This window comes from Streptomyces sp. NPDC057445 (genome assembly GCF_042802855.1).
In the GTDB taxonomy this organism is placed as follows: domain Bacteria; phylum Actinomycetota; class Actinomycetes; order Streptomycetales; family Streptomycetaceae; genus Streptomyces.
On the sequence record NZ_JBHVDH010000011.1, the window covers coordinates 35,619 to 61,770 of the forward strand.

The following is a 26,152-nucleotide window of genomic DNA, read 5'->3' on the forward strand; positions in this document are numbered from 1 at the left end:
ACAGCCGCCCCGGCCACTTCTGCGTTCCCCCGCAGCTGTCACAGGCCCCTGCGGGGCGCGGGCGGCAGCGCCGCGGGAACGTGATGCCGCCCGGTACGCTGCCGGACGCCTGCCTGCCAGATGCTCAGATCCCCGCTGAATCCCGAGCCGAATCCGGTGTGGCCGCTGCCGGGAGCGGATCCGAAGGCCTTGAAGCCGAGATCCTCCTCGCCGCTCCGGTCGCCGGGCAGCGCCCGGAACGCCCTCCGGTACTCGGAGTACAGCGCGTCGTAGATCGGAGTGGCCGAGGGGATGTGGCTGGGGTACGGCTCGTGGAGGGGGTCGTATGTGTGCACGTATGAGCCAACGACCCTCATGCCCGTCGGATGCGGGCCGGTCCGGGAAATCGCAGTTCGGCGGGGGTACGAGGGGCGCACGGAGGCGTGGGTCCCGGTACCCCCGGGCCCGGGCCGGACCCCCGCGTGATCACGTGCCCGCCAGCGGCATCGCGGCGGCGACCAGCCGCCCGTTCGCCGCCGCCTTCTCCAGCGCGTCGCGCAGCAGGTCCTCGCGCGGCTGCTGGCCGATGGAGCCGACCGGGGCGGCGAAGACCAGCACGGTGTGCGACTTGTTGGCCGCCGTACGCCAGCCCTCGGTGACCTGGAGCGGCTGATGGGCCTGCCACCACGCGACCTGGCCGCCGCCGCCCGTACCGGGCTGGAGCACGGCGTGCAGCTGGCCCATGGCGAGCAGGACGGACCAGCCGGGCAGCGCCGGAGGCACTTCGTTGACCGCGGACACCGGCAGGAAGCCCTGTTCGATCAGCAGCGGGAGGAAGTCGTCGCCACCTCCCAGCGATCCGGGGCGGGCGATGGGCGCGGTCGGTTCGACGACGAGCGCCGGATGGAGGTCGTCCCCGATCAGGACGAGACCGCTGGTGACGCCGAGCACGGCGGGGCCGGGCGTCGCGGCAGCGGCGGCGTGGTCCGGCTGGGCGGCAGGGCCGCCGTAGGCCGCCGGCGCGGGGGTCTCGCCCGTGATCGACCGGACAGCGCCCCTGAGCTGCTCCTCTGCGACCTGGACGACCTGCGACGGGATGCAGGTGGCGTGGGCGAACGCGAGAACGGCGGTCTCCTCGCCGACGAACAGCACGGTGCTGGTGCGTTCCTGCTCGGAGTCGCCCGGGGTTCGGCAGGACGTGCAGTCGTAGCTGCCCGGGGCGTTCTCGCCGGCGAGCAGCCGGTCGGCTTCTTCGTCGCCGATCTCGGCGCGTACGTCCTCGCTGACGTCGAGCATGCGCGGCACGGGTGGCTCCTCGGACTCGGTACTTGGTTGGTGCCGGGGGGTCCCCGGCTCATGACGAGCACAACGGGCGATCCGTGGCAGGGGTCACGCGGGAAGGCGACAGCAGGCGACAGATCGTCAAGTCGACTTGTCGATGTATGAGGTCCGGAGGTGCCACGGCCGAGCCCGGGAGGGCCACGGCGCGGAAGACCTGTGGCACCGCGGTGGGACCTTTCTCCCCGTCGGATCGTTGACGGAAAGGCGGATGCCGGGCCCCCGGGCGTCGAGCTGACGCAGAATTGGCTCAGCGCCCCCCGCCTCGCACACCGCTTGTAAGCGCCAAGTACAGTCCGTTACCGACCATTCATGAACAACGGGGGACGCGCCAGCGCATGCATATCTCTTTTCTGCTCCACAACGCGTACGGGATCGGAGGGACGATCCGCACGACGTTCAATCTCGCCCAGGTTTTGGCCGAGCGGCATGACGTCGAGATCGTCTCCGTCTTCCGGCACCGCGAGGAGCCGATGCTCGGCGCTCCCACCGGGGTGGTGATGCGTCATCTCGTGGATCTGCGCAAGGGCAGCCCCACCAACGACACCGCGGACCCCGACTACTCGCGGCCCGCGAAGGTCTTCCCGCGCGGCGACGGCCGCTGGAAGCAGTACAGCCGCCTGACCGATGCCCGTATCGCCGCCCATCTGAAGTCCCTGGAGGCCGATGTCGTGGTCGGCACACGGCCGGGACTGAATGTCCACATCGCCCGCCAGGCCCGCCGTGGCCCGGTCCGTGTCGGGCAGGAGCACCTCACCCTGGACAGCCACGGCTACCGGCTGCGCCGCGAGATCGGCCACCGGTACGCGCTGCTGGACGCGCTCACGACGGTCACAGAGGCCGACGCCCAGGCCTACCGCACGCGTCTGAGACTGCCCGGCGTACGGATCGATTCCGTGCCCAACAGCGTGCCCGCACCGACGGTGGCGCCCGCCGACCCCGCCGCCAAGTGGGTGGTCGCGGCCGGCCGGCTCACCAAGGTCAAGCGGTACGACCTGCTGGTCAAGGCCTTCTCGAAGGTCGTGGCGGCCCGGCCTGACTGGCGGCTGCGGATCTACGGCACCGGCGACGCGACCGGCAACGAGCGGGGCGCGCTGCGGACGCTGATCGAACAGCGCGGACTGCACAACCACGTCTTCCTGATGGGGCCTGCCAACCCGCTGGAACCGGAGTGGGTCAAGGGCTCACTCGCCGCGGTCACGTCGAGCATCGAATCCTTCGGGATGACCATCGTCGAGGCGATGCGCTGCGGCCTTCCCGTCGTCTCCACCGACTGCCCGCACGGGCCGGGCGAGATCATCGAGGACGGGGTCGACGGCCGGCTCGTGCCGGTCGGGGACGAGGACGCGGTCGCCGACGCCCTGCTCGCGCTGATCAACGACGACGAGCTGCGGCGGCGCACCGGAGAGGCGGCCCTCAAGGCCTCGACGCGCTTCGACCCGGCGCGGATCGCGGAGCGCCACGAGGCGCTCTTCGCCGAACTGGTCGCCCAGGGCGGCAACGGCCGCTCCCGCGGCGCGCTGCGCGACGCCGTGCACCGCTCGCGCGGTGCGATGCTCGACGGGGCGTACGCCCTGCGCTACAAGGCCGCCGATGTGATCCGGAAGAGGAAGAGGGCATGACCACGTCCACGTCCACCGAGCCGCGGACGCCGCGTGCCGACTGCATCGCCGACTCCGCCGGTGGCGTCACGTTCGACATGGCGGGCATCGCGGCGGCTGATGCGGTGTTCGTGCTGAGGAGACGCGGCGGCACCGCCCCCGCGGACACCCTGCGGCTGCCGCTCACACCGGCCGGAGGCGAGCGCGCGCGGGCCGTCCTGCCCAGCACCGTCGAGCTGGCCGAGGGGCACTGGGACGCCTGCACGGACGACGACATCGCCGTCGAGCCCGGCATCCGCGATCTCAGAGCCCTGGTGGACCGGATCCCGGAGTCCGCGCGGGTCGCCGTGCGCGTGCCCTACCCGACGGCGGACGGGCGGCTCGCGGTGCGCTCCTGGGTGCGCGAGCCGCACGCCGAGGCCGGGGACATCGGCTTCGAGCAGGGGTCCTGCACGATCGAGGGCGTGCTGTACGGGGCCGCCCTCGGCGAAGGAGCCGTGGCCGAGGCGCGGTTCGGGGGCAAGGTCCACCAGTTGGCGGTGACGAGCGACGGCGCGGCCTTCGGCTTCACCCTTCCGTACACCGTGCTCGTCGAGGCCCCCGTCGTGAAGCAGCAGATGTGGACGCTGTGGCTGCGGCCCGCGGAGGGCGCGGAGCCGGTACGCATCTCCCGCATCCTCGACGACGTGTGGGACCGCAAGAGCATCTTCGTCTACCCGACCCACGAGGCCGGGGGGTACCGGGCCACGCCCTGCTACAGCAACGACAACGACCTGTGCGTGCGGCTGACCGCGAAGTGACCTCGCAGGACTGTTACCGGCCCTGTGCCGCCGACTGAACCAAGAGGGGAATACGCGGCCGGCTGCTCGACGCGGAGGGAGCTGTCGTCGCCCCGTGGCGGCGTTCTTCGCGGAGTTGGGCGCCACCGGGCTTCCGGTGGGATGACGTCCACGACGGCGACACGGTCAGCGGTGGGCGTGCCGAATGCAGTGACCGGACGGGCCGCGCCCGGACGGTCGTACTCGGCGTCGACGCAGGCGCACTGCGAGACCGTGCTGCGGTCGTTCTACGCCTTCCACTTGGTGGAGGGCACCGGCCGAGTCGTCCAAGGGAGCCCGGGCGAATCCCTTGGACGTGCTGAGGGCGGTGGCCTGCATCGAGCGGGCTCACGGCTGTTCATGCGTGCCGTGCCAATTGCTGCTCGCTCCAGATGAGTTTGCCGTCCGCCGTGTTGCGGGTGCCCCATCTGCGGCTCAACCCGTCGACGAGGAACAGGCCGCGGCCGCTCTCGTCGGTGGTACGGGAACGGCGACGGCGCGGGGAGCTGTCGCCGGTGTCGTGCACCTCGCAGGTCAGAACCTGGTGGCGGATCAGACGCAGCCCGATCGGGCCGCTGCCGTGGAGGACTGCGTTGGTGACCAGTTCGCCGACGATCAGCTCGGTGGCCGGGGACTGCTCCTCCAGTCCCCACAGGGCCAACTGGGCGGTGGCGAGGGACCGGGCGCTGCTGACGACGGACGGCTCGGCCGGAAACTCCCAGGAGGCGACCTCGCCCGGGCCGAGTGCCCGGGTACGGGCGAGGAGCAGGGTGACGTCGTCACACGACGCCGGGCTCGACAGCGTCTTCACCACGGATGAGCAGAGCTCCTCCAGCGGGAGGCCCGGTCGTGCCAGGGCGGTGCGCAGGCGGTCCATGCCGGCGCCGAGGTCGTGGTCGCAGGCCTCGACAAGGCCGTCGCTGTAGAGGGCGAGCACGCTTCCCTCGGGCAGTTCCAGCTCCACGGACTCGAAGTGGACCAGTCCGACGCCGAGCGGGGCGCCGGCGGGCAGGTCCGGGAAGGTGACGTGGCCGTGGGGGTCGATGACCGCGGGCGGCGGATGGCCGGCCCCGGCCATCGTGCACCGCCGGGTGACCGGGTCGTACACGGCGTACAGGCAGGTGGCCGCCATCGTCACGGTGGCCGGGTCCAGGTGGTCGGCGTCCTCCTCTGCGAGGCGGATGACGGTGTCGTCGAGGCGGGCGAGCAGTTCCTCCGGAGGCAGGTCCAGGCTCGCCAGCGTACGGACGGCGGTGCGGAGCCTGCCCATGGTGGCCGCGGCGTTGATGCCGTGCCCGACCACGTCGCCGACGACCAGAGCCACACGGGCACCGGACAGCGGGATCACATCGAACCAGTCGCCGCCGACACCGCCGTGCGTGTCGGCCGGCTGGTAGTGCGAGGCCACATCGAGGGCGCTCCCGCCGGTCACGTGGTGGGGGAGCAGATGGCGCTGCAGGGCGAGGGCGGCGAAGCGTTCGCGGGCGTACCGGCGGGCGTTGTCCAGGCACAGCGCGGCCCAGCTGACGAGTTCCTCGGCCAGGAGCAGATCGTCCTCCTCGAACGGCAGACGATCCTGCGTCCGCACGAACACCGCGACGCCCAGCACGGCACCCCGCGCACGGATCGGGACGACCATCGACGAGTGCATCGCGTGGTCGCGGACCTTCTCGGCCCGGGCCGCGTCGTGGCGGTCCATCGATGTGCCGCGGGAGGCGTCCAGCATCGGCTCGAAGTGGGACCTTCCGGAGTGCAGGACGCCGGTGAGGGGTGATGCCGGCGGGACGAAGACCGGCTCTCCCCGCGCGAACAGGGATTCCGGGGCCCCCTGGCGGACCGAGGCCAGGCCCGCGCGACGGAAGGCGGGGATGCTTCCGCCCTGCGGGCCGACGCGGGCCAGGGGCTCGTCGCCGAACGGGACCGACTCCACCAGGTCGACGGTGGCGTAGTCCGCGAGGAAGGGCACCGCGAGGTCGGCCAGTTCCTGCCCGGTCCGCATGACGTCCAGAGTGGTGCCGATCCGCTTGCTGGCCTCGCCCAGGACCGCCAGCCGCTCACGCGCCCGCCGGCTGCTGGTGACATCCACGCTCACGACGCACACGCCCAGCGCACGGCCCTGTGCGTCGTCGAGACGGAAGAAGGAGGCCGCCACCGTACGTTCCCCTTGCCCATTCGTCGGCAGGGAGGCCCGGAACTCCACGTCGACCACCGGAACGCCGTTCTGAAGCACCTGGCGCATCAGCGCCTCGAGCGTTTCTGTCTCCGTGCCCGGCGCCGCCTCCGTCGGTGTGCGTCCCAGCCGCTGGTGGAGAGGGAGGCCGTCGTTGAGGCCCTGGGTGTCGTTCACCCAGGTGCAGCGCAGTTGGGTGTCGCGTATCACGACACCGATCGGCAGGTTGCTCGGGATGTGCAGGGCGGCCGGGAGCGACTCCAGTACCGAGCCGTCCGTCGGCCACGGGGGGAGCGTGGCCCTGTCGGCCGCCGACACGATCCACCGTGCACGGCCGTCCTGTCCGGACAGCGACTGCACGCACAGGCGCACGTCGATCCTGCGGCCGTCGCGGTGACGGACGGCCGTGAGGCCGGACCAGCGACCCTGGGCGCTGCCGGGCTCGGCGAACGCCGATGCCTTCGCCCGGTCTTCCGCGCCCGCCAGCAGGACGGCGGCGGAGTGGCCCACCACTTCCGCGGCCGAGTAGCCGACCAGCCGCTGGGCGGCCTGCGTCCACCCGACCACCGTCCCCTCGGCGTCGATCACCGCTATCGCCGCATCGGCGATCTGCAGGGCCGTTCCCTCATGGCTGTTCATCGCTCTCCCAATCTGTGGGTGCGGGACCCGCACCGACCTGATCTGGATGATGTGCAACATCCACATTCAGGATGAAACGGGTCATCCCCGAAGTCAAGTACGGGCAGCTCAGACGACCTGGCCGGGTTTATGTGTATGATGGACATCATCTAGATATCTGGCGGCACGGCCGCTCCTCGGAGGGAGGTCCGACATGGGGCACTCACAGACAGAGAAGGCGGCGACCCGCGAGCGGGTGCTGCGTATCGCGTCCCGCAAGGTCCGCGCGGACGGCATGACCGGCCCCGGCGTCGCGGAGGTCATGAAGGAGGCGGGGCTGACGCACGGCGGCTTCTACAAGCACTTCGCCTCCCGCGACGACCTGATCGCCCAGGCTGCGGCTGCGGCTCTGACCGAGGGCTCGGCGACGGTGGAGAGACTCGCGGGGAAGAACCAGCAGGACCTGCGGACCGGCCTCATCGACGCCTACCTCGGAAAACGGCACCGCGACTCGCCGGCCACCGGCTGCGCCCTGGTCACGCTCGGCGCTGCTGCCGGGCGCGGCGACCAGCCGTTGAAAGAGTCCTACGAACAGCGGGTCCGCGCCTACCTGGACCGATTCGGCGGCGACGACTCCGAGGAGGCGCGGGCCGAGGCGATGCTCACGCTCAGCGCCCTGGTCGGTGCCACGCTCCTCTCCAGGGCCGTGGCCGATCCCGCTCTCTCCGACGAACTGCTGGAAACCGTCGCCGAGCAGCTGAAGCGGCAGTAGGCCCCCGGCCGTCCCGCCCCCGGGCCCCGCAAGAGACGGGGCCCATGCCAGGACCCGGCTCAAGGCGACCGGGCCGGTGATCGCTCCCGACGGGAGGGCCCGGGCGCGGCCGTACGCCGGCGGCGGGCGGCACCGCGACCACACCCCGGCCCGCCTCGGCCGTGTTCGTGTTCGTGTTCGCCGCGATCGGTTCCGTTCTCGGTGGCGCCGCGCCCCTGGCGGAGGCACGCTCGCAGCAAAGGAGAAACGATGGACATCAAAGGATCGGTCGCCCTGGTCACGGGGGCCAACCGTGGCATCGGCCGTGCGTTCGCCCGTGCACTGATCGAGCACGGCGCGGCCAAGGTCTACGCAGGCGTGCGAGATCCGTCAACCGTCGTCGACCAGGACCTCACGCCGCTGCGTCTGGATGTGACCAAGCCCGAGGAGATCGCCGAGGCCGCCGCTGTCGCTGGTGACGTCACCATCGTGATCAACAACGCGGGTGTCGGAGACGGGGGCACCAAGCTCCTGGAGGGCAGCTTCGACGGTGCGCGTCAGGCGATGGAGGTCAACTACTTCGGCACCTGGGCCGTTTCCCGGGCGTTCGCCCCGGTCCTCGCCCGTAACGGCGGTGGCGCACTCGTGAACATGCTGTCGCTGGCCTCCTGGGTCGGGCAGCCCCTGTTCCCCGGCTATGCCGCGGCAAAGGCAGCGCAGTGGTCCTTGACGGACGCCCTGCGGCAGGCACTGCGCGAACAGCGCACCTTGGTGGTGGGGGTTCATGCCGGTTTCGTGGACACGGACCTGAGTGCCTGGATGGACGCGCCGAAGGTCAGCGCGGCCGACGTGGCCGAGCAGACCATGCAGGCCCTGGCCCAGGATCGAAGCGAGGTCCTCGCCGACGAAGAAACCCGGCAGGCCAAAGCCGCTCTGTCGCAGCCTCTCAACCCCGAACCCCGCATCTGAAAGGCCGACCTGCCTTGCCGAGCCGGCGCATCGGCGTCCGGCAACCGGTGGCCCCAGTGGAGGCCGGCCGCCGCTGCGGTCCCGCCGACTCGCTCACGCCAGACCACCAGTGGTCAGGCCTCCCGCGGTGCGCGTCGTCGGACACGCGTCCGACTCGCGCACGGGCGGCGAGCCCGGCTGCCTGTCCCTGGTCGGCGCTTCTGGTCGGCGTGGCCGCCGTCCCTTTGCTACTCGGTCTTCTTCAGCGCCTGGAGAAGGTCGTGGGTCGTGGTGATGCTGTGGGCGAAGGTGGGGCCGTTGAGCTCGTGGGCGGCGTGCATCATCTCGGGCTTGAACGCGGCGGTGGCGTCGCGCACGAGGGTGACGTGGTAGCCGAGTTCCATCGCGTACCGGCTGGTGGACTCGATGCAGGTGTTGGCGAGCAGGCCGATGACGATGACGTGGCTGATGCCGTGCTGCTTGAGCTGGAAGTCCAGGTCGGTGGTGGCGAAGCCGCTCTGGCCCCAGTGTTCCTGGACGACCACGTCACCGTCGGCGGGCCGGAAGTCGGGGTGGAACTGTCCGCCCCAGGTGCCCAGTGCGAAGGTGTGGCGCTCACGGACGAGCTGCTGGGTGGGGTTGGGGTGGTCCCAGCCCTCGTAGTCGCCTTCCTGCCAGCGGCGATGGGGGACGAAGAAGATCCGGAGATTGCTCTCGCGGCCGGAGGCGACGACGGCGCGCAGGTTGTCCAGCAGCCCGACCTCCAGGGCCACGTGCCTGAGCGCGGGCCAGAGCTTGCCGCCCTCGGAGAGGAAGTCGTTGTAGGGGTCGACCAGCAGGACTGCGGTACGGGCGGGGTCGTAGATGTCGGTCATGGCAGTCCTCACAGGCTGTAGAGGAATTCAAGAAGGCGATCATTCCGAGACCCGCGCGTACAGAAGCTGCCGGTGGCAGATGCTGCGGTCGAGCCCGCTCCCAGGTCAGGGTCAGGGCACCTGTGCGCAGCTTTCCTGAGATCCGCATCGGGGGAGCCAACGTCAATTGCACAACCTGCCCGTCCGGTCGCGCCACCCGTGGCTGCGCCCCGCCCCTCCAGTTGGGAAACAGACTCACGACCCCGGCAATGCCTCCGACGGAACCCTGGTCGTCAGCGCCGGCGATCCGAACCAGACGGTCCAGTTCCGGAGAAGCGGACAGAACCTGTCCGCAGTCGCTGGCAGACTCGGTCCCATGCTGGACACCTCGGCACGGCTGCTGCGCCTGCTCTCCCTGCTGCAGGCCCATCGCGAATGGTCCGGTGCGGAGCTCGCGGACCGGCTCGGCGTCACCCCCCGCACCGTGCGCCGGGACGTCGACCGGCTGCGTGAGCTCGGCTACCCCGTGAACGCCAGTCCCGGCACGGGCGGCGGCTATCAGCTCGGCGCCGGGGCCCGGATGCCACCGCTGCTGCTCGACGACGACGAGGCCGTCGCGGTGGCGGTCGGTCTGCGTACCGCGGCCGGCAACGGCATCGAGGGAATCGGCGAGACGTCCGTACGGGCCCTGTCCAAGCTGGAGCAGGTACTGCCGGACCGGCTGCGACGCCGGGTCGGCGCGCTCAACGCGTTCACGGTGCCGATGCTGCGCGCCCCGCAGGCGCAGGTCGATCCGTCCGTACTGACCGAGCTGGCGAACGCGTGCCGCGACAGCGACCGGCTCCGCTTCGAGTACGAGGACCACGGCGGCTCGGCCACCCGGCGCCAGGTGGAGCCGCACCGCCTCGTGTGCACCGAGCGCCGCTGGTACCTGGTCGCCTGGGACGTGGACCGTGCCGGCTGGCGTACGTTCCGGGTCGACCGGATCACTCCGAAGCCGCCGCACGGCCCCCGGTTCACCCCGCGGACCCCGCCGGCCGAGGATCTCGCCGCCTATGTGTCGAAGGGCGTGTCGACGACGGCGTACGCCAGGAAGGCGGTGATCAGGCTGCGTGTACCGCTCGAGCGTGCGGCCGGGAGCGTGTCACCCTCGGCCGGTGTGCTGGAGGCCGAGGGGCCGGAGAGCTGTCTGCTGCACACGGGCGCCGGGAGCCTCGATGTGATGGTCATTCATGTGGTGCTGATGGGCTTCGACTTCGAGGTCGTCGAGCCCGAGGAGCTGAACGGGCACATCAGGACGGTCCGGGACCGTCTGTCCCGGGCCCTGGGATCTCCCGGCTGACGTCGTCGTGCGGGGCCTCCGGGACGGCCGGCCGCGCGGCGGCCCACTCCGGGTGGTGCAGATCGAACGCGGGGGACTCGGAGCGGATCCGGGGGATGGCGGTGAAGTTGTGCCGGGGCGGCGGGCACGATGTCGCCCACTCCAGCGAGCGGCCGAACCCCCACGGGTCGTCGACGCCCACCTTCTCCGCGTACTTGGCGGTCCTCCAGACGTTGTAGAGGAACGGCAGCGTGGACGTGCCGAGCAGAAAGGCGCCGATGGTGGAGACCGTGTTGAGCGTGGTGAAGCCGTCGGCCGCCAGATAGTCCGCGTACCGCCGTGGCATGCCCTCCGCGCCCAGCCAGTGCTGCACCAGGAAGGTGACCTGGAAGCCGGTGAAGAGCGCCCAGAAGTGGATCCTGCCGAGCCGCTCGTCGAGCATCTTCCCGGTGAACTTGGGCCACCAGAAGTAGAAGCCCGCGAACATCGCGAAGACGACGGTGCCGAAGACCGTGTAGTGGAAGTGGGCGACGACGAAGTACGAGTCGGTGACATGGAAGTCCATCGGTGGTGACGCGAGGATGACGCCGGTCAGCCCGCCGAGGAGGAACGACACGAGGAAGCCGACCGCCCAGAGCATCGGCGTCTCGAAGGACAGCGACCCCTTGAGCATCGTGCCGGTCCAGTTGAAGAACTTCACTCCGGTCGGCACGGCGATCAGGAACGACAGCAGGGAGAAGAACGGCAGCAGCACCGCACCGGTGGCGAACATGTGGTGCGCCCACACGACCACGGAGAGCCCGGTGATGGCCATGGTGGCGCCGACGAGTGTGACATAGCCGAAGATCGGCTTCCGGGAGAAGACCGGGATGATCTCCGTGATGATGCCGAAGAACGGCAGAGCGATGATGTAGACCTCGGGATGGCCGAAGAACCAGAAGAGGTGCTGCCACAGCAGTGCGCCGCCGTTCCCGGCCTGGAACACCACCGATCCGAATCTGCGGTCGGACTCCAGCACCAGCAACGCCGCGGCCAGCACAGGGAAAGCGGCGAGGACCAGCACCGTGGTGAAGAGGATGTTCCAGGTGAAGATCGGCATCCGGAACATCGTCATGCCCGGCGCCCGCATCGCGATGATCGTCACCAGGAAGTTCACCGATGTGAGGATCGTGCCGAAGCCGGAGAAGGCGAGCCCCATGATCCACAGGTCGATGCCGACGCCGGGCGAGCGTTCCAGGCTGTTGAGCGGGGCGTAGGCGGTCCAGCCGAAGGCGGCGGGACCCGTGGGAACCATCAGGGAGCCGAGCACCATCAGCCCCCCGAACAGGAACAGCCAGTACGAGAACATGTTCAGCCGCGGGAACGCCACGTCCGGCGCGCCGATCTGCAAGGGCACGATCTCGTTGGCGAAGCCCGCGAAGGTCGGGGTCGCGAACAGCAGCAGCATGATCGCGCCGTGCAGGGTGAACGCCTGGTTGAACTCCTGGTTCGACATCAGCTGGAGCCCGGGGCGGGCCAGCTCGGCCCGCATCAGCATCGCCAGGAACCCGGCGGCCAGGAAGAAGCCGAACGACGTGATCAGGTAGAGATGCCCGATCTTCTTGTGGTCGGTGGTGGTGAGCCAGTCCACGAGGATCCGGCCCCGCCCGCGCGGGGGCGCCGCGGCTGCGGGTGCCCCGGCGGTGTCCGTAGCCATCGTTGCCCCCTCGCGGTCACCGTCCGGGCCTTGTTCCGGTCCTGGATCGCTCTCGGGCCGGACCCACGATGCTAGGCGCGAGGACCCTCCGGCGGGGTGGGGACACGGAACCGGGCACCCCGCGATACGCGTATGGGTGATGGCATGCTTCGTCCTGAAGTAGGGAGTGCATAAGGAATGATGAATTCACCGTGGCGCGGCAGTTGGAGAAGAGACCGCCGTGGGGGAAATTCCAGGGGCTGGGACGGTGTCCTGCGATGACTTTCCGGACGGTCTGTGAAATTCCTGAGGGGACATCTTCTTTTAAGTGCGTGAATGAACGTATCGGTATCAAACGCGTGTCGTGATCCTGTGACACAAGTGTGACCGCTGAGGTACGCGGGGAAGGAGATACATGTACAGAGGCCCGCTCCAGCGGGACTTCCGTCACAGTCCGCTGCCGCCTACGGTGAGGTCCCATGGCACCGATACCTACACCTTCCACAGAGCCCGACGACGCCCCCGACGCCTATGTCGGCCTGGACGCCGACGAGGCGGAGCGGCTCGCCCGCAGCAGGGGCTGGACGACCGTCAGATCGCTGCCGCCCGGCGCCGTCATCACCATGGAATATCTGGCGGGCCGGCTGAACTTCGAGATCTCCGACGGCACGGTCCGTCGCAGCTGGAAGGGCTGACACCACCTCAGCGGCCGTGCCGCGCACGGCGAAGGCCCCGACCGAGGTCGGGGCCTTCGCCGTGCGGCCTGCGCGCGCCGCCCCGCGCCATACGAGGCCGTGCGGTCCGTCGGCCGTCAGCCGCCCGTCACCGGGCGCGAACGCGGTGGACGGCGGCTGCCCGCCGGGGTGACCGGGTTGCTGTGCGGGGCGTGCGCGGTGTGCCCCGAACCGGTGTGACCCGAGCGCACGACCGCGTGCGGGCGGGCCTGCGTGAGCTGCGCGGTGGCCGCGGCCGCCGCGCCGGCAGCCTGCATCCGCCCGCCGCCGCTGCCGGCACCCACGGGCCTGCGAAGCGGCTCGCCGTCCTCGGCCGGGGCCCGCTGCGGGTATATGGCGGGCCATGGGCCGCCCGCGGCGACCGGAAGCGAGGGCGCCGGCAGACGACGACGCGCCAGGAGCTGATCGCGCAGCGAAAGGATGAAGGCCTCTGCCTGCCCGATCAGCGACTCGCACCAGGGCAGGGCCAGCAGGATCAGCAGTCCCGCCGCCCAGCCGAGCAGGACGTCGCTCAGCCAGTGCGTACCGAGGTAGACCGTGGTCAGTCCGACCCCCAGCGCGACCACGGCGGACAGTGCCGACAGATAGCGCCTCGCCCGCGGCGTGGTGGCCAGGTAGGCAAGGATTCCCCAGGTCACCACGGCATTGGCGGTGTGACCCGAAGGGAATATATCGCCGCCTGCGAAGAGCTCGGCGGAGCCGATCTGCGTCGCGTAGTGAGGTCCGAGCCGCCCGAGGCCGAGCTTGACCGAGCCGACCGTCGCGTTCAGCAGCAGCAGTGCGGCGCCCAGTGAGAGCAGCGGCCGAAGGGTGTGCTGCCGCCAGGAGCGCCAGCCCAGCCAGGCTGCGACCATGACGGCGGTGGGGCCGCGCTGGCCGAGCACCACGAAGTAGTCCAGAAACGCGTGCAGCTCCGGCCACTGCTGGTACGGCCGGAAGAGCATGACCTTCCAGTCGAGGGTCACCAGCCAGGACGAGACGAGCACGGCCACGACGATGGCGAGATAGAACGCCAACGTCCCGCCGAAGAGTGCGAGACGGGTGCGGCTCATCCGCGGGATCTCTATCTTCGGCGGTTCCGGCTCCCGGTCCAGACGGGCAAAGATGTCGGTACGCACCCAATCGACGTTACAGCGAGTGAGTGTCGGGCCAGGCCGATCCAGGCTCTTCGTGATGACGATGTGATGTGGAACGCGTCTCACCCGGACATTCTTTCGCGGCCGGCCGCGAAAACGGAAGCGACCTGGCGCCCAATTGCCGGGCAGCGTTCTTCGTAAGTGCGTTTGTGTGCGAGAAAAACAGTTCACGTGATTGGCGACGGGAATTCCGGGGCCGTTCGGAGCGCACCGGGTACCCCACCGGCGGGGCGCGGGGCGTGGCGCACGCCACACCCCGCGCCCCGGCGAGGTGAGAGGTGTGCCACGTGACACCGGTCCCGACTCGCGTACGCTGGCTGATCACTCGCCCGTCGATGCCGGGCCGCCCGCCGGGCCCCGCCCAAGCAGGCCCACCGACGCGAGAGACTCATCGGGAGGTACGTAGATGTTCGGGAGGACCACGGCCGCAGCACGCACGCGTGCCGCCGGCGGCGGTGCCAACCGCTGGGTCGTCCTTCTCGTGCTCTGCGTCAGCCTGCTCCTGGTCGCGCTCGACGCGACCGTCCTCCACGTCGCCGTGCCCGCCGTCACCGAGGACCTCCGCCCGAGCAGCGTCGAGCTCCTGTGGATCGTCGACGCGTACCCGCTGGTGTGTGCCTCGCTGCTGATCCTCTTCGGCACCCTGGGCGACCGCGTCGGGCGCCGCCGGATCCTGCTGCTCGGCTACGCGCTCTTCGGCGTGGCCTCCGCCGTCGCGGCACTGGCCACCACCGCCGAGGTGCTCATCGCGGCCCGCGCCCTGCTCGGCGTCGGTGGCGCGATGATCATGCCTGCGACGCTCTCGATCCTCCGCGCGGTCTTCCCGGACCGGCGTGAGCGGGCCACCGCCATCGGTATCTGGACCGCGGTCGCCGCTGTGGGCGCCGCCACGGGACCGGTGCTCGGCGGCTTCCTGGTCCAGCATTTCTGGTGGGGCTCGGTCTTCCTCGTCAACATCCCGCTGATGGTCCTGATGCTGCCGGTCGGCCGCTGGCTGCTCCCTGAGTCCAGGGGCAGCGGCGACGGGCCCTGGGACGTCATCGGCGCGCTGACGGCCGCGGCCGGTGTGCTCGGTGTGGTGCTCGGTGTGAAGCGCCTGGGAGTGGGCCACGGCCTGCTGGACATCCGCACCGTCGGCCCGCTGGTCGCCGGAGCGCTGCTGCTGACCCTGTTCGTACGCCGCCAGAAGCGCCGTGAGCACCCCCTCATCGACATACGGATGTTCGCCAGGGCGGCCTTCTCCACCTCGGTCGGCTGCATCGTGCTCGCCATGCTGGCGCTGGTCGGCCTGGAGCTGATCGCCGTCCAGTACCTCCAGCTGGTGCTCGAGCTGAGTCCGCTGGAGACGGGACTGCGGCTGCTGCCGCTCACCTTCGCCGCGATGGCCGCGGGCGCGACCGGCTCGTTCACGCTGCGCCGCATCGGACCGCGCCGGATGGTCGGCTGGGGCTTTGTCCTCACCGCGGCCGCCGTGCTGCTGCTGACGCTGATGGGGCACCACGACCGGCCGCTGCTGCTGACCGTGGGATTCGTCCTGCTCGGCTTCGGGCTGCAGACCACGCTCTTCGGCGCGTACGAGTCGATGCTCAGCGAGGCTCCCGCCGCGCAGGCGGGCGGGGCCGCCGCCATAGGCGAGACCTCGTACCAGCTGGGCGCAGGGATGGGTATCGCGCTGCTCGGCAGTGTCATGAACGCCGCGTACGCACCCGGGCTGACCGATGCGTCCGGTGTCCCGGGCGCCGCTCGCACGGCAGCGGCCAACTCGCTCGGCGAGGCCTACAAGGTGGCGGACGCGCTCGGCGGCCCGGCCGGGGACGCGCTGCGGATCGCCGCGCGGTCCTCCTTCGTCCACGGACTGCACGTCACGCTGGTGGTGAGCGCCGGTCTGCTGCTGCTCGGGGCGCTGGCGGCGCTGCGACTGCCGAAGGTGATGGAGTGCCCGTCGGCGTCGGCCGAACTGCCCGAGCAGCAGGGGCACCAGGCCACAGAGGCGCCTGGGCGGACGGCACGCGAAGCGCAGGAGCATCTGACCGTGCCGGCACGGCGCGCTCCGGCCGGGGCGGCGGGTGCCGCCGGCTCTGGACGGACGGCACACTGAGCCGTAACGTCGGCGCCGACCATTAACTAACACTGCTAGGTTTTGAACTCAGCGCCGTCTCAGCGCCGTGTAGCCGCCGGAGGCACCCATGTCCGCACCCTCGAAGCTGCCGCCCTTCGATCCCGCCGACCCGCTCGGCATCGACGACCTCCTGGAGCCCGAGGACCTCGCGATCCGGGACACGGTCCGCACCTGGGCGGCCGACCGGGTGCTGCCGCACATCGCCGACTGGTACGAGCGCGGTGAACTCCCCGGCATCCGTGAGCTCGCCCGCGAACTCGGCTCGATCGGCGCGCTCGGCATGTCACTGACCGGCTACGGCTGCGCGGGCGCCACCGCCGTGCAGTACGGACTGGCCTGTCTGGAGCTGGAGGCCGCCGACTCCGGTATCCGCTCCCTCGTCTCCGTCCAGGGCTCGCTCGCGATGTACGCGATCTGGAAGTACGGCTCCGAGGAGCAGAAGCAGCGCTGGCTGCCCGGCATGGCCGCCGGCGAGATCATCGGCTGCTTCGGCCTGACCGAGCCGGACCATGGCTCCGATCCGGCCGGAATGCGTACGTACGCCAAGCGCGACGGCACCGACTGGGTGCTGACGGGCCGCAAGATGTGGATCACCAACGGCTCCGTCGCCGGGGTGGCCGTCGTCTGGGCGGGGACCGAGGACGGCATTCGCGGCTTTGTCGTCCCGGCCGACAGCCCTGGCCTTTCCGCCCCCGAGATCAAGCACAAGTGGTCCCTGCGGGCGTCCGTGACGAGCGAACTCGTCCTCGACGAGGTCCGGCTGCCCGCCGATGCCGTACTCCCCGAGGTCACCGGGCTGAAGGGCCCGCTCAGCTGTCTGTCGCACGCGCGCTACGGCATCGTCTGGGGCTCGATGGGCGCGGCCCGCTCCAGCTTCGAGGCGGCGCTCGACTACGCGAAGACGCGTGAGCAGTTCGGCAAGCCCATCGGCGGCTTCCAGCTCACCCAGGCCAAGCTCGCGGACATGGCGCTCGAACTCCACAAGGGGATCCTGCTCGCCCATCATCTCGGGCGACGGATGGACGCCGGGACGCTCCGGCCCGAACAGGTCAGCTTCGGAAAGCTGAACAACGTACGTGAGGCGATCGAGATCTGCCGCACCTCGCGCACCATCCTCGGCGCCAACGGGATCTCGCTCGAATACCCCGTGATGCGGCATGCCACCAACCTCGAGTCGGTGCTCACCTACGAAGGCACCGTCGAGATGCACCAGCTCGTGCTGGGCAAGGCTCTCACCGGTCTGGATGCCTTCAGGTAGACCGGCGAGCGCCCTGCGCGGACCCGACCGCTGTGTGTTCCGGGGGGCGACCCCCGGACCCCCGGCCGTGGGGTGCCCCGGCCTCGGCTCTGGTTGCTGTGCCTTCCGGGGGGCGACCCCCGGACCCCCGGCCCCGGACCACCCGCCCTCAGCTCTGGTTGAAGAAGCCGTCGCCGGCCTGGCCCGTGGACTCCCCGTTGACGATCTCCGTGTCGGCGGGGGTCAGCAGGAAGACGCGGGTCGCCACACGCTCGATCGAGCCGCGCAGGCCGAAGGTCAGCCCGGCCGCGAAGTCCACGACGCGCTTGGCGTCGGCGGGCTCCATCGACGTGAGGTTGACGATGACGGGGACGCCTTCCCGGAAGAGCTCCCCGATACCCCGCGCATCACGGAAGCTGTCCGGGGAGATGGTGGCGATCCGGCGGCCCTGCTCCTCGGCCGACTCGGAGGCCACCCGTACCCGCGGGTCGGTCACCCACTGGTCGGCCGCTCCCGTACCCTCGGCGTACTCGTCGTCGTAGTAGCGCTCGTCGTTGTCCTCGACGAGTCCCAGCCATGCACTCGCCTTGCGCACCGATGCCATGGACGCCTCCTTTCACCGCGGTCACTTGTGGTTCCGCATGCCCTATGGTCGTCCATCATGCGGATCGCGCGCCAAGTGGATAGTCACCGCACAGGTGTTTCGTGACGGTACTGGTGCAGAAGATGTGGCGATTCGTCAAGATTCTTGCAGCGTAGGGGCCCTGAGTGCCTCTCAGAGGCCTCATATCGAAGCAATATATGAAAGTCGTGCCGGACGGGTGACGTCCGGCGCGTACGGGCTAACGCACCGGCCGGTACGATGCGGGCCGCGCACTGCAACGACTCTTCGGGGGAACGTCGTGTTCGGAATGGTCAGGCCCTGTACCCACCGGCTCACCGACGGGCTCAAGACGGAGTGGATGGCCCATCTCTGCGGGCTCTGCCTGGCACTTCGGTCGGACCACGGTCAGTTCGCCAGGGTCGTCACCAACTACGACGGGCTCATCGTCTCGGTCCTGACGGAGGCTCAGGCCGAGCGCACGGAAGATTCACGGCGCACGGCCGGGCCCTGTCCGCTGCGTGCCATGCGCACCGCACCCGTCGCGCGTGGCGAGGGCGCCAGGCTGGCAGCCGCCGTCTCGCTGGTACTGGCGTCGGCGAAGGTACGGGACCACGTCGCCGACCGGGACGGGGTGTTGGCCCGCAGGCCGGTGGCCGCGGCTGCCCGCAAGGTCGCCCTCGGCTGGGACAGGGCGGGCGCACGGACCGGACGTGAGCTGGGCTTCGACACGGCCGTGCTGGTCGACGCCGTGGACCGTCAGACCGGGATCGAGGCGGTGGCCGGCGCCGGCACCCCGCTGCTGACGGTGACCGAACCCACGGAGACGGCGACCGCGGCCGCCTTCGCGCACACCGCCGTGCTGGCCGGCCGCCCGCGGAACATGGCCCCGCTCGCCGAGGCGGGCCGGCTCTTCGGCCGGCTCGCGCATCTGCTGGATGCCGTGGAGGACAGGGAAGCTGACGCAGCGTCGGGTGCGTGGAACCCGCTGACCGCGACCGGCACCTCGCTGCGGGAAGCGCGGCGGCTGGCGGACGACGCGGTGCACGGGGTCAGGCTCGCGTTGCGCGACGCGGAGTTCGTCGACGACAGGCTGCTGCATGTGCTGCTCGCGCACGAGCTGCGACAGTCGGTGGACCGCGCCTTCGGCACGACGACCTGTTCGCACCAGGGGCACGGACAGCAGCCGCCCCACGGCAACCCGTACGGAGGCGCCGGTGCCCCGGGCCCGTACGGGTCCGCCAACCCGTACGGAGGCGGCCAGGGCATGCCCGGAGGCGGCGTCCCGGGCGGTCCGGGAGGGCCCGGCGGGCTGCCGCCCGGGTTCGGCGGAGGCGATCCGCACAGGCCGAAGCCGCGCGGCTTCTGGGCGGGCTGCGCGGCCTTCACCGGCCTGTTCTGCACCTGCAGGATCTGCTGCGCGGAAGAGTACGAGGGTCCATGGTCACGCAAGAAGCGGGAAGGCTGCTGCCACAAGTGTGACGGTGACTGCTGCCCGGGCTGCGACTGCTGCTGCCCCTGTGACGGCTGCTGAGACCCGCCGATGTGGCGTCAAGCGTGCGGTCGGTCGATTCACGAGCAGGAGTGAACGTCGTACGTGCCCTTCGTGTCACCCCGACGGTGCGCTTCCGCACGTCGAACCCGACGCCCGGAACGTCGAGTTCCGGCCGTCCCTCGTAAGCGAAGGGAAGGGACGCGCAACGTGGTGCCGGCAGCGCCCGGCGGATGAGGGCCCACGGCCGACCGAACCCGCTGACCAGTCCGGTCGGGTTGACGGTGCACCGCACCCCTCCCTCTGCGGCCCGGGTTCCCGTCTTCTCGTGCACGCTGCGCCACCACGGGGCGTATTGCGTCGCGAAGTCCTCTGTGCGGTGCGGGACTTCGCGCCCCGCCTTCCGTGAAGCGCGGGCCCGTTCGGCTTCGGGGCCATGCCGTAGGACCCGCGCGCCGGACGCCGCGGTGGACCTCGACGCCTACGGTGGGCCGGGCATCGTCCCGGCCGTGGGTGCGTCGACGGGTGAGGGGGAACCGGCCCGCCCGCTGTTCCGTCCTATGTGCAGGACACGTACTTCGGCGGCTTCTGCTCCGACCGGTGAGGCCACCGGCCGGGGCATCGAGGCATGCAGCGGCGCGGGCGGCCGAAAGGAGCCCTTGCGCGGGTGGTTGACGCCGCTGATACTCCCGAGCAGCGCTTGTCAGGAGCACGGCGAGTCCGGAACCCGGACCATCCCCGGCCTGCTGACTGCGCCTCACGGGCCCGTTCACCCCCACGGTCGGGCCCCCGGATTCCCCTCGGGAGGAACGAGAAGTGAGGATCAAGCGCACCATCCCCAACAGCGGCGCGGCGAGACGAACCCGTCTGCTCGCCGTCACCACCGGCCTCGTGGCAGCCGCAGCTCTGGCCGTCCCCACCGCCAGCGCCGACCAGGCACCCCGACAGTTCAGCGCGACGCAGCTCTCCGCCGCGAGCGACGCCGTGCTCGACGCCGATGTGGCCGGTACCGCCTGGTACATCGACAAAGCGACCAACAACCTTGTCGTCACCGCCGACTCCACCGTCTCGAAGGCCGAGATGGCCCAGATCAAGCAGGAGGCCGGAGCCAACGCCGGCGCTCTCCGCATCGAGCGCACGCCGGGCAAGCTCTCCAAGCTGATCTCGGGTGGCGACGCCGTCTACGCCACCAGCTGGCGCTGCTCCCTCGGCTTCAACGTCCGTAACAGCGCGGGTACGTCGTACTTCCTGACCGCCGGTCACTGCACCGACGGCGCGGGCACCTGGTACGCCAACTCCGCCCGTACCACGGTCCTCGGCCCGACGGCCGGCTCCAGCTTCCCGGGCAACGACTACGGCATCGTCCGCTACACCAACACCTCGATCGCCAAGCCGGGCACCGTCGGAAGTGTCGACATCACCAGCGCGGCCAACGCCACCGTCGGTATGTCCGTCACCCGCCGGGGCTCCACCACCGGCACCCACAGCGGTACCGTCACCGGTCTCAACGCCACGGTCAACTACGGCGGCGGTGACATCGTCTACGGCATGATCCGCACGAACGTATGTGCCGAGCCGGGCGACAGCGGCGGTCCCCTCTACTCCGGCAGCCGGGCCGTCGGCCTGACCTCCGGCGGCAGCGGCAACTGCAGCAGCGGCGGTACGACCTTCTTCCAGCCGGTCACCGAAGCCCTCAGCGCGTACGGCGTCAGCGTCTACTGATCCCACGCGCCCCAGGGCGTCCTCGCACAACAGCAGCACACCGAGTCGAGCCCCCGTCCGGGAACGAGGACGGGGGCTCGGCCTCTTGCGTGGATTTGAGAGGATGTCAGAACGGTCGGGCACCGAGACGCCAGGGGGGTTGCGGTCTGTGAAGCGCATCGGAGTGACCGGCCACAGGAACATTCCCGCCGGGGCCGTCGCCCACGTCAGCGCCGTGATGCGGACGCTGCTCAGCAGCCACCGGGGATCCCTGGAGGCGCTGTCGAGTCTCGCGGCGGGGGCCGACCAGATGTTCGCGGACATCGCCCTGGAGTGCGGTGCCGAACTCACCGTGGTCATCCCCAGCGGCGACTATGAGGACGGTTTCGACCATCCGGACGAACTCGCCCGCTTCCGCAACCTCCGGGCACGGGCCACCCAGGAGATCCGCATGGCCTTCGACCACTCGACGGACGAGGCGTACTACGCCGCGGGTGCCTACATCGCCGACAACTGCGACCGGCTGCTCGCGGTCTGGGACGGGCTCCCCGCCCGTGGCCTCGGCGGCACCGGTGACATCGTGCGGTACGCGCGCGAGGCCGGCAAACCCGTCACCGTCATCTGGCGGGCCGGCGTCGAACGTGCCTGACGCCTCCCGCCCCGCCCTTCGAGCGTGGGATTCCGCCCGGGGCCGACGACTGTCGACAGCACTCAACTCCGGTGCCGCACGAGCCAGTCGGTGTGCTGGGGCGACACGATCCGCTCGGTCTCGTACACGGCGGACGGCCACTGCTGCTCGGTCACCGAGGTCTCCATGGCGATATGGATCGCCGCCAGGTCCTCCTCCACGAGCGAGTGGGCGGCGATCAGCGGCTGGTGCCTGCGGATCTCGCTCCAGGCCAGGCACGCCGCGGCGGCTGCCGACAGCAGTCCGGCCGGCTCCGCCGACCCGGTCACCGAGAAGGTGCGCAGGACCCCGAGGAACAGGGCGAGCATTGTGAGCAGACCGATCGTCAACTGCCAGAGCGTGGTCGCCCGGCGCGAGATCTCCGCACGCCGGTGGTACCAGTTGCGCTGTTCGATCAGCCTGTCCCGGACATAGGTCTCCTTGCGTACACTGAAGACCTTCTCCCGCAGCAACCGCATCGGTGTGGTGATGAGCTCGGAGCCTGCCGAACTCTCCCCGTGCTCCCTCGGATCGACCCAGCCCACCTTCCGCAGCTCCTGCAGCCCCTCCTCCAGCCGCGTGGTGAAAAGCCGGTCGGGATCAGGGGAGTCGGAGTCGAAGGGTGCGCCATGGACGGCGTACCGCCAGCACATGGATCGTATGAACTCGGCTGCGGATCGGTTGAGTTGCCAATGCGACTTTGCTCGATGGCGGGATCCGCGGAAGCTGACGACGAGCACCCCGGCGTAGGCCGACGCGCTGAGGGCGCCCATGAGTTGGAAGGAGTCACCGATCGAACCGCGCCACGGCAGCGCGGCGAGGGCGGCGCCCAGGACCAGGAGGAGCAACTGCAGCCGGGTGCCGTTGATCGCCTCCCGCTGGCGCGAGATGGCCGTCTCGTCGGTGCGGTGAAAGAGAACCGGCAGATCAGCGTTTCGGAAGACCATGCTTTGCAGATGTCCGGGAACCCCGGTCATGTGCACCCCCCTCTGCGGATTTGGCTTCACTCGTTCGATGGAATGGCTTGTTCCGTTCGGGGTGGGGAATACTCGCGCAACGCTTTTGTTTCAGCTCAACGTGCCGAGTTGCTGTGGGTGGCCATGAGAGTAAAGTCGTGCCGCCGACACTGCAACGGTGCGGTACCCCTGTTCGCACAAGATGACCTAGGACGGCCGTCGTGACCTTCCAGACCTCAGCCACCTTCGCCGCCGCGAAGAAGAATCGTGTGCCTGTCACCGAGATCGACGTGCGCGGCGCCGATGCCGCCAGGAAGCTGGGTCGCGTGCGTCCCGCTGCCGTCGACCGCACCCTGCGGGGGTCGAGTTTCAACTCGGCTCTCTAGTCTGGTCCTCAGGCCGCAGGGCCTGACCCTAGACTGGTGGAATGACAGGACCCCTGGTCCCATTCCGTGAGATCGTGCTGAAGGTCCACAGCAGGTGCGATCTCGCATGCGACCATTGCTATATCTACGAACACGCAGATCAGAGCTGGCGCACACGCCCTAAGACAATCTCTGACGAGGCGATTATCTCGACAGCTCGGCGACTGGCCGAGCATACAAGGAACCATGCACTGCCCTCCGTGTCAGTGATCCTGCACGGAGGGGAGCCATTGCTGGCGGGTCCGGCCCGCTTACGGCGTATCTGCGAGGAGCTGACGGCCGCCCTCGACGGCGTCGCCGCGCTCGACCTGCGCATTCATACCAACGGCTTGCAGCTCAGCCCCCGCTATCTCGACCTCTTCGACGAGTTCGGCGTCAAGGTCGGCATCTCTCTGGACGGGGACAAGGCGGCGAACGACCGCCACCGCCGCTTCGCGGACGGCCGCAGCAGCCACCCCCTCGTCCTGCGGGCCGTGGAACTGCTGCACCAGGACCGCTACCGCCACCTCGACCTCGGTCTGCTCTGCACCATCGACGTGCAGAACGACCCCGTCGCCGTTCATGACGCGCTGATGGAACTCGACCCTCCGCGCATCGACTTCCTGCTGCCGCACGCCACCTGGGACGATCCGCCCCCGAGGCCCGACGGTTCGCCCACCGCCTACGCCGACTGGCTCCTCACCGTCTTCGACCGCTGGGACCGCCAGGGCCGGCCGGTTCCCGTACGGCTCTTCGAATCGGTCCTGTCCACGCTCGCCGGGGGCCCCAGCCTCACCGAGTCGCTCGGCCTGGCTCCCACCGACCTCGTCGTCGTGGAGACCGACGGCACACTGGAGCAGGTCGACTCGCTGAAGAGCGCCTACGAGGGCGCCGCGGCGACCGGATTCGACGTCTTCGCCCACTCCTTCGACGAGGTCGCGGCCCATCCCGGCGTCCGCGCCCGCCAGCTCGGCCTGGCCGGAGTCAGCGAGACCTGCCGACGGTGCCCTGTCGTACGTTCGTGCGGTGGCGGCCTCTACACCCACCGCTACCGCACCGGCACGGACTTCGACAACACGTCCGTGTACTGCGCGGACCTGGAGGCGCTCGTCCGCGGTGTCGAACGGCGTACCGCCCGTGCCTCCGTGTCTCCCGCGGTCACGGACGACGCGGCGCTGGGCACCGAACAGCACGAGCTGACCTGGCTGCTGCTCGCCGGACTCCATGACGAGCTGGCCGGGCGAGGCGGCGAGGCGTGGGCCCGCGCCTGGGAGCTCACGGGAGCCGTGGAGCGCTCCGACGGGTTCGACGACGTGCTGGCCCATCCGTACACACGCAGCTGGCTGCACGAGACCCTGGACGCCCTGCAGGAGGACCGGCCCGGTGCCGCCGCGACACCGGCCGCCCGGCTGTCCGCGTCGGTCGCCGCCGCCGCCGTGCGGGGCGGATCCGATCTGCACGTCCACGTCCCGTACGAGAACGGTGCCCTGCTGCTGCCGACCCTCGGTGAACTCCGGTTCGGCGGTGCCGGGGAGCGCGGGATCGCGGAGGTGCGGCCCGTCGAGAAGGGCTTCCTGGTACGGGCCCACGGCGTAGAGCGGCGTATCACCCCGCTGGACGAGCCGAGCGCCGACTGGCTGCCGGTACGCCGGCTCGGCCGGGACGGGGCGCCGGACCTCGCGATCGACGACCTCGACCCGTACCGGGACTGCTTCGGCCTACCGGTCCTGGCGCGGCTCGGTCTCGACGAGGCCGCCGACTGGACCGGTCGGCTCGCGGGCGCCTGGAGCCTGCTCCGTGAGCGGGCGCCGGAGCAGGCCGGGTCCGCCGCGGGATCGCTGTCCACGCTGACCCCGCTGGCGGGACGCGCCGGGCCCGCGGTCGGGCGGCACGGCCTCGGCGCCCTCGGACTGCCCCTGCACGGAGACTCCCGGGAGCTGGCGCTCGCACTGCTGCGGGGCCGGCGCAGGGCCCGGCTGCGTGCCCTGCTGGAGGTCACCGACCTCTATGCCGAGGACGGCTGGTGGACCCACCCCGCCCCCTGGACGGACGCACCTGTTCCCGTGTCGGAGCTGCTGGCGGGGGCGTACGAACGGGCAGGGCTCGCGGCATTCGAGAAGGGCAGCGCCGAGCAGGCACTGCGGGCGCTGGAGACGCTGGAGCGTGCGGCTGAACTGACGGTCAGCGGCAAGCGTCTGCTGGCCCGGCTGGGGGAAGAGGCGGATCGTGACCGATGCCGTGGCTGACCGGGACGGGCTCGCGCGCGGCCTCACGGAGCTCGGGTTGTCGGCAGGGGACGTGGTGCTCGTCCACGCCTCGCTCGGCGGCACGGGTCTTGACGCCGCGGTGCTGCGCGACGCGCTGCTGACGGCGGTGGGCCCGGACGGGACGCTGGTCGTCCCCGCGTTCACCACGGAGAACTCGGACACATCCACCGCCCACATGCGTCAGGTGTCCGGTATGACACCCACACAGGCGGCGGCCTTCCGGGCCACGATGCCGGCCTTCGATCCTGCCACGACACCCTGTTCCGGTATGGGCCGATTGGCCGAGTCCGTTCGGACCGCTCGTGGCGCGGTACGCAGCACGCATCCCCAGGTCTCCTTCGCCGGGCTGGGACGAAGGGCCGGGGAACTGCTCTCCTCGCATCCACTCGAGTCCCATTTCGGTGAGACGTCCCCGCTGGCCGCTCTGTACCGGGCGCGGGCCCGCGTATTGATGATCAATGTGGGATTTTCCGTCTGCACCGCCTTCCATCTGGCCGAATACCGAACGGGCTCCCCGCCGCGCAGCTATCGCTGTGTGGTGCATGGGGCGAACGGTGCGGAATGGACGGAGTACAAGGACGTTTCACTGGACGACAGCGATTTCGCGGCCATCGGGGAAGCGTTCGAAGGAAATCGGGAACAGAAGGGACAACTGGGAGGAACGACTGCGAGATTGTTTTCGATCAGGGATGCCGTGGACCACGCCGTGACGTGGATGACCGAAAACCGGCCCCAGATTGACCGACGGTGAGGGGATGGAGCACG

At 70.3% G+C, this 26,152-nt stretch carries 22 protein-coding genes; 14 read left to right on the forward strand and 8 right to left on the reverse strand.

The annotated features are described in order from the left end of the window. Nucleotides 1–38 precede the first annotated feature (38 nt). Nucleotides 39–335, reverse strand: a complete 297-nt coding sequence (locus tag ACFU5O_RS22830; RefSeq protein ID WP_384243345.1) for a hypothetical protein — start codon at nucleotides 333–335, stop codon at nucleotides 39–41. 130 nt (nucleotides 336–465) lie between these two features. Next, a complete protein-coding gene (locus ACFU5O_RS22835; protein ID WP_384243347.1) occupies nucleotides 466–1,284 on the reverse strand; it encodes a hypothetical protein in 819 nt (272 codons plus the stop codon). A 371-nt stretch (nucleotides 1,285–1,655) separates the two neighbouring features. Here ACFU5O_RS22835 and ACFU5O_RS22840 point away from each other — a divergent pair, with 371 nt between their 5' ends. Both ACFU5O_RS22840 and ACFU5O_RS22845 read left to right on the forward strand, forming a co-directional pair. Next, a complete protein-coding gene (locus ACFU5O_RS22840) occupies nucleotides 1,656–2,939 on the forward strand; it encodes a glycosyltransferase family 4 protein (RefSeq protein WP_384243350.1) in 1,284 nt (427 codons plus the stop codon). Continuing rightward, nucleotides 2,936–3,718, forward strand: coding sequence for a hypothetical protein (locus ACFU5O_RS22845; RefSeq protein ID WP_384243352.1), 783 nt, complete (start codon nucleotides 2,936–2,938; stop codon nucleotides 3,716–3,718). The genes ACFU5O_RS22840 and ACFU5O_RS22845 overlap by 4 nt, the downstream gene beginning before the upstream one ends. 376 nt (nucleotides 3,719–4,094) lie before the next feature. Here the strand turns inward: ACFU5O_RS22845 and ACFU5O_RS22850 are convergent, their stop codons facing one another. Then, on the reverse strand, nucleotides 4,095–6,545 hold the full coding sequence (locus ACFU5O_RS22850; RefSeq protein ID WP_384243354.1) for a SpoIIE family protein phosphatase: 2,451 nt from the start codon (nucleotides 6,543–6,545) through the stop codon (nucleotides 4,095–4,097). 193 nt (nucleotides 6,546–6,738) lie between these two features. Here ACFU5O_RS22850 and ACFU5O_RS22855 point away from each other — a divergent pair, with 193 nt between their 5' ends. Together ACFU5O_RS22855 and ACFU5O_RS22860 are read left to right on the forward strand one after the other, a co-directional pair. After that, nucleotides 6,739–7,296 (forward strand): TetR/AcrR family transcriptional regulator, encoded by a 558-nt coding sequence (locus ACFU5O_RS22855; protein WP_384243356.1) that lies wholly within the window; start codon nucleotides 6,739–6,741, stop codon nucleotides 7,294–7,296. A 249-nt stretch (nucleotides 7,297–7,545) separates the two neighbouring features. Continuing rightward, nucleotides 7,546–8,244 (forward strand): SDR family oxidoreductase, encoded by a 699-nt coding sequence (locus tag ACFU5O_RS22860; RefSeq protein ID WP_384243359.1) that lies wholly within the window; start codon nucleotides 7,546–7,548, stop codon nucleotides 8,242–8,244. A 227-nt stretch (nucleotides 8,245–8,471) separates the two neighbouring features. Here the strand turns inward: ACFU5O_RS22860 and ACFU5O_RS22865 are convergent, their stop codons facing one another. Further along, entirely contained in the window at nucleotides 8,472–9,098 is a 627-nt protein-coding gene (locus tag ACFU5O_RS22865) for a cysteine hydrolase (protein ID WP_384243360.1), read from the reverse strand. A 355-nt stretch (nucleotides 9,099–9,453) separates the two neighbouring features. On the opposite strand from ACFU5O_RS22865, the gene ACFU5O_RS22870 reads away from it, so the two are divergent. After that, nucleotides 9,454–10,419 (forward strand): helix-turn-helix transcriptional regulator, encoded by a 966-nt coding sequence (locus ACFU5O_RS22870; RefSeq protein ID WP_384243362.1) that lies wholly within the window; start codon nucleotides 9,454–9,456, stop codon nucleotides 10,417–10,419. Here ACFU5O_RS22870 and ctaD read toward each other — a convergent pair. Next, nucleotides 10,370–12,094, reverse strand: coding sequence for a cytochrome c oxidase subunit I (gene ctaD / locus ACFU5O_RS22875; RefSeq protein ID WP_384243364.1), 1,725 nt, complete (start codon nucleotides 12,092–12,094; stop codon nucleotides 10,370–10,372). The genes ACFU5O_RS22870 and ctaD overlap by 50 nt on opposite strands. A 458-nt stretch (nucleotides 12,095–12,552) precedes the next feature. Between ctaD and ACFU5O_RS22880 the strand changes: the two genes are divergently transcribed. After that, entirely contained in the window at nucleotides 12,553–12,768 is a 216-nt protein-coding gene (locus ACFU5O_RS22880; RefSeq protein WP_384243367.1) for an I78 family peptidase inhibitor, read from the forward strand. A 116-nt stretch (nucleotides 12,769–12,884) separates the two neighbouring features. On the opposite strand, the gene ACFU5O_RS22885 is transcribed toward ACFU5O_RS22880, so the two are convergent. Beyond that, the gene (locus ACFU5O_RS22885) at nucleotides 12,885–13,925 is read right to left on the reverse strand and encodes a phosphatase PAP2 family protein (protein ID WP_384243369.1); all 1,041 of its coding nucleotides are present in this window, start codon (nucleotides 13,923–13,925) and stop codon (nucleotides 12,885–12,887) included. 424 nt (nucleotides 13,926–14,349) lie between these two features. Here ACFU5O_RS22885 and ACFU5O_RS22890 point away from each other — a divergent pair, with 424 nt between their 5' ends. After that, nucleotides 14,350–16,041: an MFS transporter gene (locus ACFU5O_RS22890; RefSeq protein ID WP_384243370.1), complete on the forward strand. Its 1,692-nt coding sequence runs from the start codon at nucleotides 14,350–14,352 to the stop codon at nucleotides 16,039–16,041. 88 nt (nucleotides 16,042–16,129) lie between these two features. Continuing rightward, nucleotides 16,130–17,320, forward strand: coding sequence for an acyl-CoA dehydrogenase family protein (locus tag ACFU5O_RS22895; RefSeq protein WP_384243372.1), 1,191 nt, complete (start codon nucleotides 16,130–16,132; stop codon nucleotides 17,318–17,320). Nucleotides 17,321–17,468: 148 nt separating this feature from the next. Here ACFU5O_RS22895 and ACFU5O_RS22900 read toward each other — a convergent pair whose 3' ends face one another. After that, nucleotides 17,469–17,903, reverse strand: a complete 435-nt coding sequence (locus ACFU5O_RS22900; protein WP_384243375.1) for a cell division protein SepF — start codon at nucleotides 17,901–17,903, stop codon at nucleotides 17,469–17,471. A gap of 298 nt (nucleotides 17,904–18,201) precedes the next feature. Between ACFU5O_RS22900 and ACFU5O_RS22905 the strand changes: the two genes are divergently transcribed. The 3 genes from ACFU5O_RS22905 (at nucleotide 18,202) to ACFU5O_RS22915 (ending at nucleotide 21,742) form a co-directional block, all read left to right on the forward strand. Further along, nucleotides 18,202–19,434 (forward strand): DUF5685 family protein, encoded by a 1,233-nt coding sequence (locus ACFU5O_RS22905; protein WP_384243377.1) that lies wholly within the window; start codon nucleotides 18,202–18,204, stop codon nucleotides 19,432–19,434. 774 nt (nucleotides 19,435–20,208) lie between these two features. Next, nucleotides 20,209–21,114, forward strand: coding sequence for a S1 family peptidase (locus ACFU5O_RS22910; protein ID WP_384243379.1), 906 nt, complete (start codon nucleotides 20,209–20,211; stop codon nucleotides 21,112–21,114). Nucleotides 21,115–21,262: 148 nt separating this feature from the next. Next, nucleotides 21,263–21,742 (forward strand): hypothetical protein, encoded by a 480-nt coding sequence (locus ACFU5O_RS22915; protein WP_384243380.1) that lies wholly within the window; start codon nucleotides 21,263–21,265, stop codon nucleotides 21,740–21,742. A gap of 62 nt (nucleotides 21,743–21,804) precedes the next feature. On the opposite strand, the gene ACFU5O_RS22920 is transcribed toward ACFU5O_RS22915, so the two are convergent. Then, nucleotides 21,805–22,707 carry a DUF4231 domain-containing protein gene (locus ACFU5O_RS22920; protein ID WP_384243383.1) on the reverse strand — a complete coding sequence of 301 codons (903 nt, stop codon included), beginning with the start codon at nucleotides 22,705–22,707 and terminating at the stop codon, nucleotides 21,805–21,807. A gap of 230 nt (nucleotides 22,708–22,937) precedes the next feature. Here ACFU5O_RS22920 and ACFU5O_RS22925 point away from each other — a divergent pair, with 230 nt between their 5' ends. From ACFU5O_RS22925 to ACFU5O_RS22935, 3 genes are read left to right on the forward strand one after another with little or no spacing between them, the layout of a single operon-like run. Next, nucleotides 22,938–23,102 carry an FXSXX-COOH protein gene (locus tag ACFU5O_RS22925; RefSeq protein WP_384243385.1) on the forward strand — a complete coding sequence of 55 codons (165 nt, stop codon included), beginning with the start codon at nucleotides 22,938–22,940 and terminating at the stop codon, nucleotides 23,100–23,102. Between the two features lie 41 nt (nucleotides 23,103–23,143). Then, the gene (gene fxsBH / locus ACFU5O_RS22930; protein WP_384243387.1) at nucleotides 23,144–25,366 is read left to right on the forward strand and encodes a radical SAM/SPASM protein FxsBH, inactivated beta-hydroxylase extension form; all 2,223 of its coding nucleotides are present in this window, start codon (nucleotides 23,144–23,146) and stop codon (nucleotides 25,364–25,366) included. Next, nucleotides 25,347–26,138, forward strand: a complete 792-nt coding sequence (locus ACFU5O_RS22935; protein ID WP_384243389.1) for an aminoglycoside N(3)-acetyltransferase — start codon at nucleotides 25,347–25,349, stop codon at nucleotides 26,136–26,138. The genes fxsBH and ACFU5O_RS22935 overlap by 20 nt, the downstream gene beginning before the upstream one ends. Nucleotides 26,139–26,152: the final 14 nt, after the last annotated feature.

Excerpts from the sequence above, each read along its gene's own strand:
- ACFU5O_RS22840 (WP_384243350.1), top strand. The coding sequence starts at position 1,656 with ATGCATATCTCTTTTCTGCTCCACAACGCGTACGGGATCGGAGGGACG.
- ACFU5O_RS22845 (WP_384243352.1), top strand. The coding sequence starts at position 2,936 with ATGACCACGTCCACGTCCACCGAGCCGCGGACGCCGCGTGCCGACTGC.
- ACFU5O_RS22850 (WP_384243354.1), bottom strand. The coding sequence starts at position 6,545 with ATGAACAGCCATGAGGGAACGGCCCTGCAGATCGCCGATGCGGCGATA.
- ACFU5O_RS22855 (WP_384243356.1), top strand. The coding sequence starts at position 6,739 with ATGGGGCACTCACAGACAGAGAAGGCGGCGACCCGCGAGCGGGTGCTG.
- ACFU5O_RS22860 (WP_384243359.1), top strand. The coding sequence starts at position 7,546 with ATGGACATCAAAGGATCGGTCGCCCTGGTCACGGGGGCCAACCGTGGC.
- ACFU5O_RS22865 (WP_384243360.1), bottom strand. The coding sequence starts at position 9,098 with ATGACCGACATCTACGACCCCGCCCGTACCGCAGTCCTGCTGGTCGAC.
- ACFU5O_RS22870 (WP_384243362.1), top strand. The coding sequence starts at position 9,454 with ATGCTGGACACCTCGGCACGGCTGCTGCGCCTGCTCTCCCTGCTGCAG.
- ctaD (WP_384243364.1), bottom strand. The coding sequence starts at position 12,094 with ATGGCTACGGACACCGCCGGGGCACCCGCAGCCGCGGCGCCCCCGCGC.
- ACFU5O_RS22880 (WP_384243367.1), top strand. The coding sequence starts at position 12,553 with ATGGCACCGATACCTACACCTTCCACAGAGCCCGACGACGCCCCCGAC.
- ACFU5O_RS22890 (WP_384243370.1), top strand. The coding sequence starts at position 14,350 with ATGTTCGGGAGGACCACGGCCGCAGCACGCACGCGTGCCGCCGGCGGC.
- ACFU5O_RS22895 (WP_384243372.1), top strand. The coding sequence starts at position 16,130 with ATGTCCGCACCCTCGAAGCTGCCGCCCTTCGATCCCGCCGACCCGCTC.
- ACFU5O_RS22900 (WP_384243375.1), bottom strand. The coding sequence starts at position 17,903 with ATGGCATCGGTGCGCAAGGCGAGTGCATGGCTGGGACTCGTCGAGGAC.
- ACFU5O_RS22920 (WP_384243383.1), bottom strand. The coding sequence starts at position 22,707 with ATGGTCTTCCGAAACGCTGATCTGCCGGTTCTCTTTCACCGCACCGAC.
- fxsBH (WP_384243387.1), top strand. The coding sequence starts at position 23,144 with ATGACAGGACCCCTGGTCCCATTCCGTGAGATCGTGCTGAAGGTCCAC.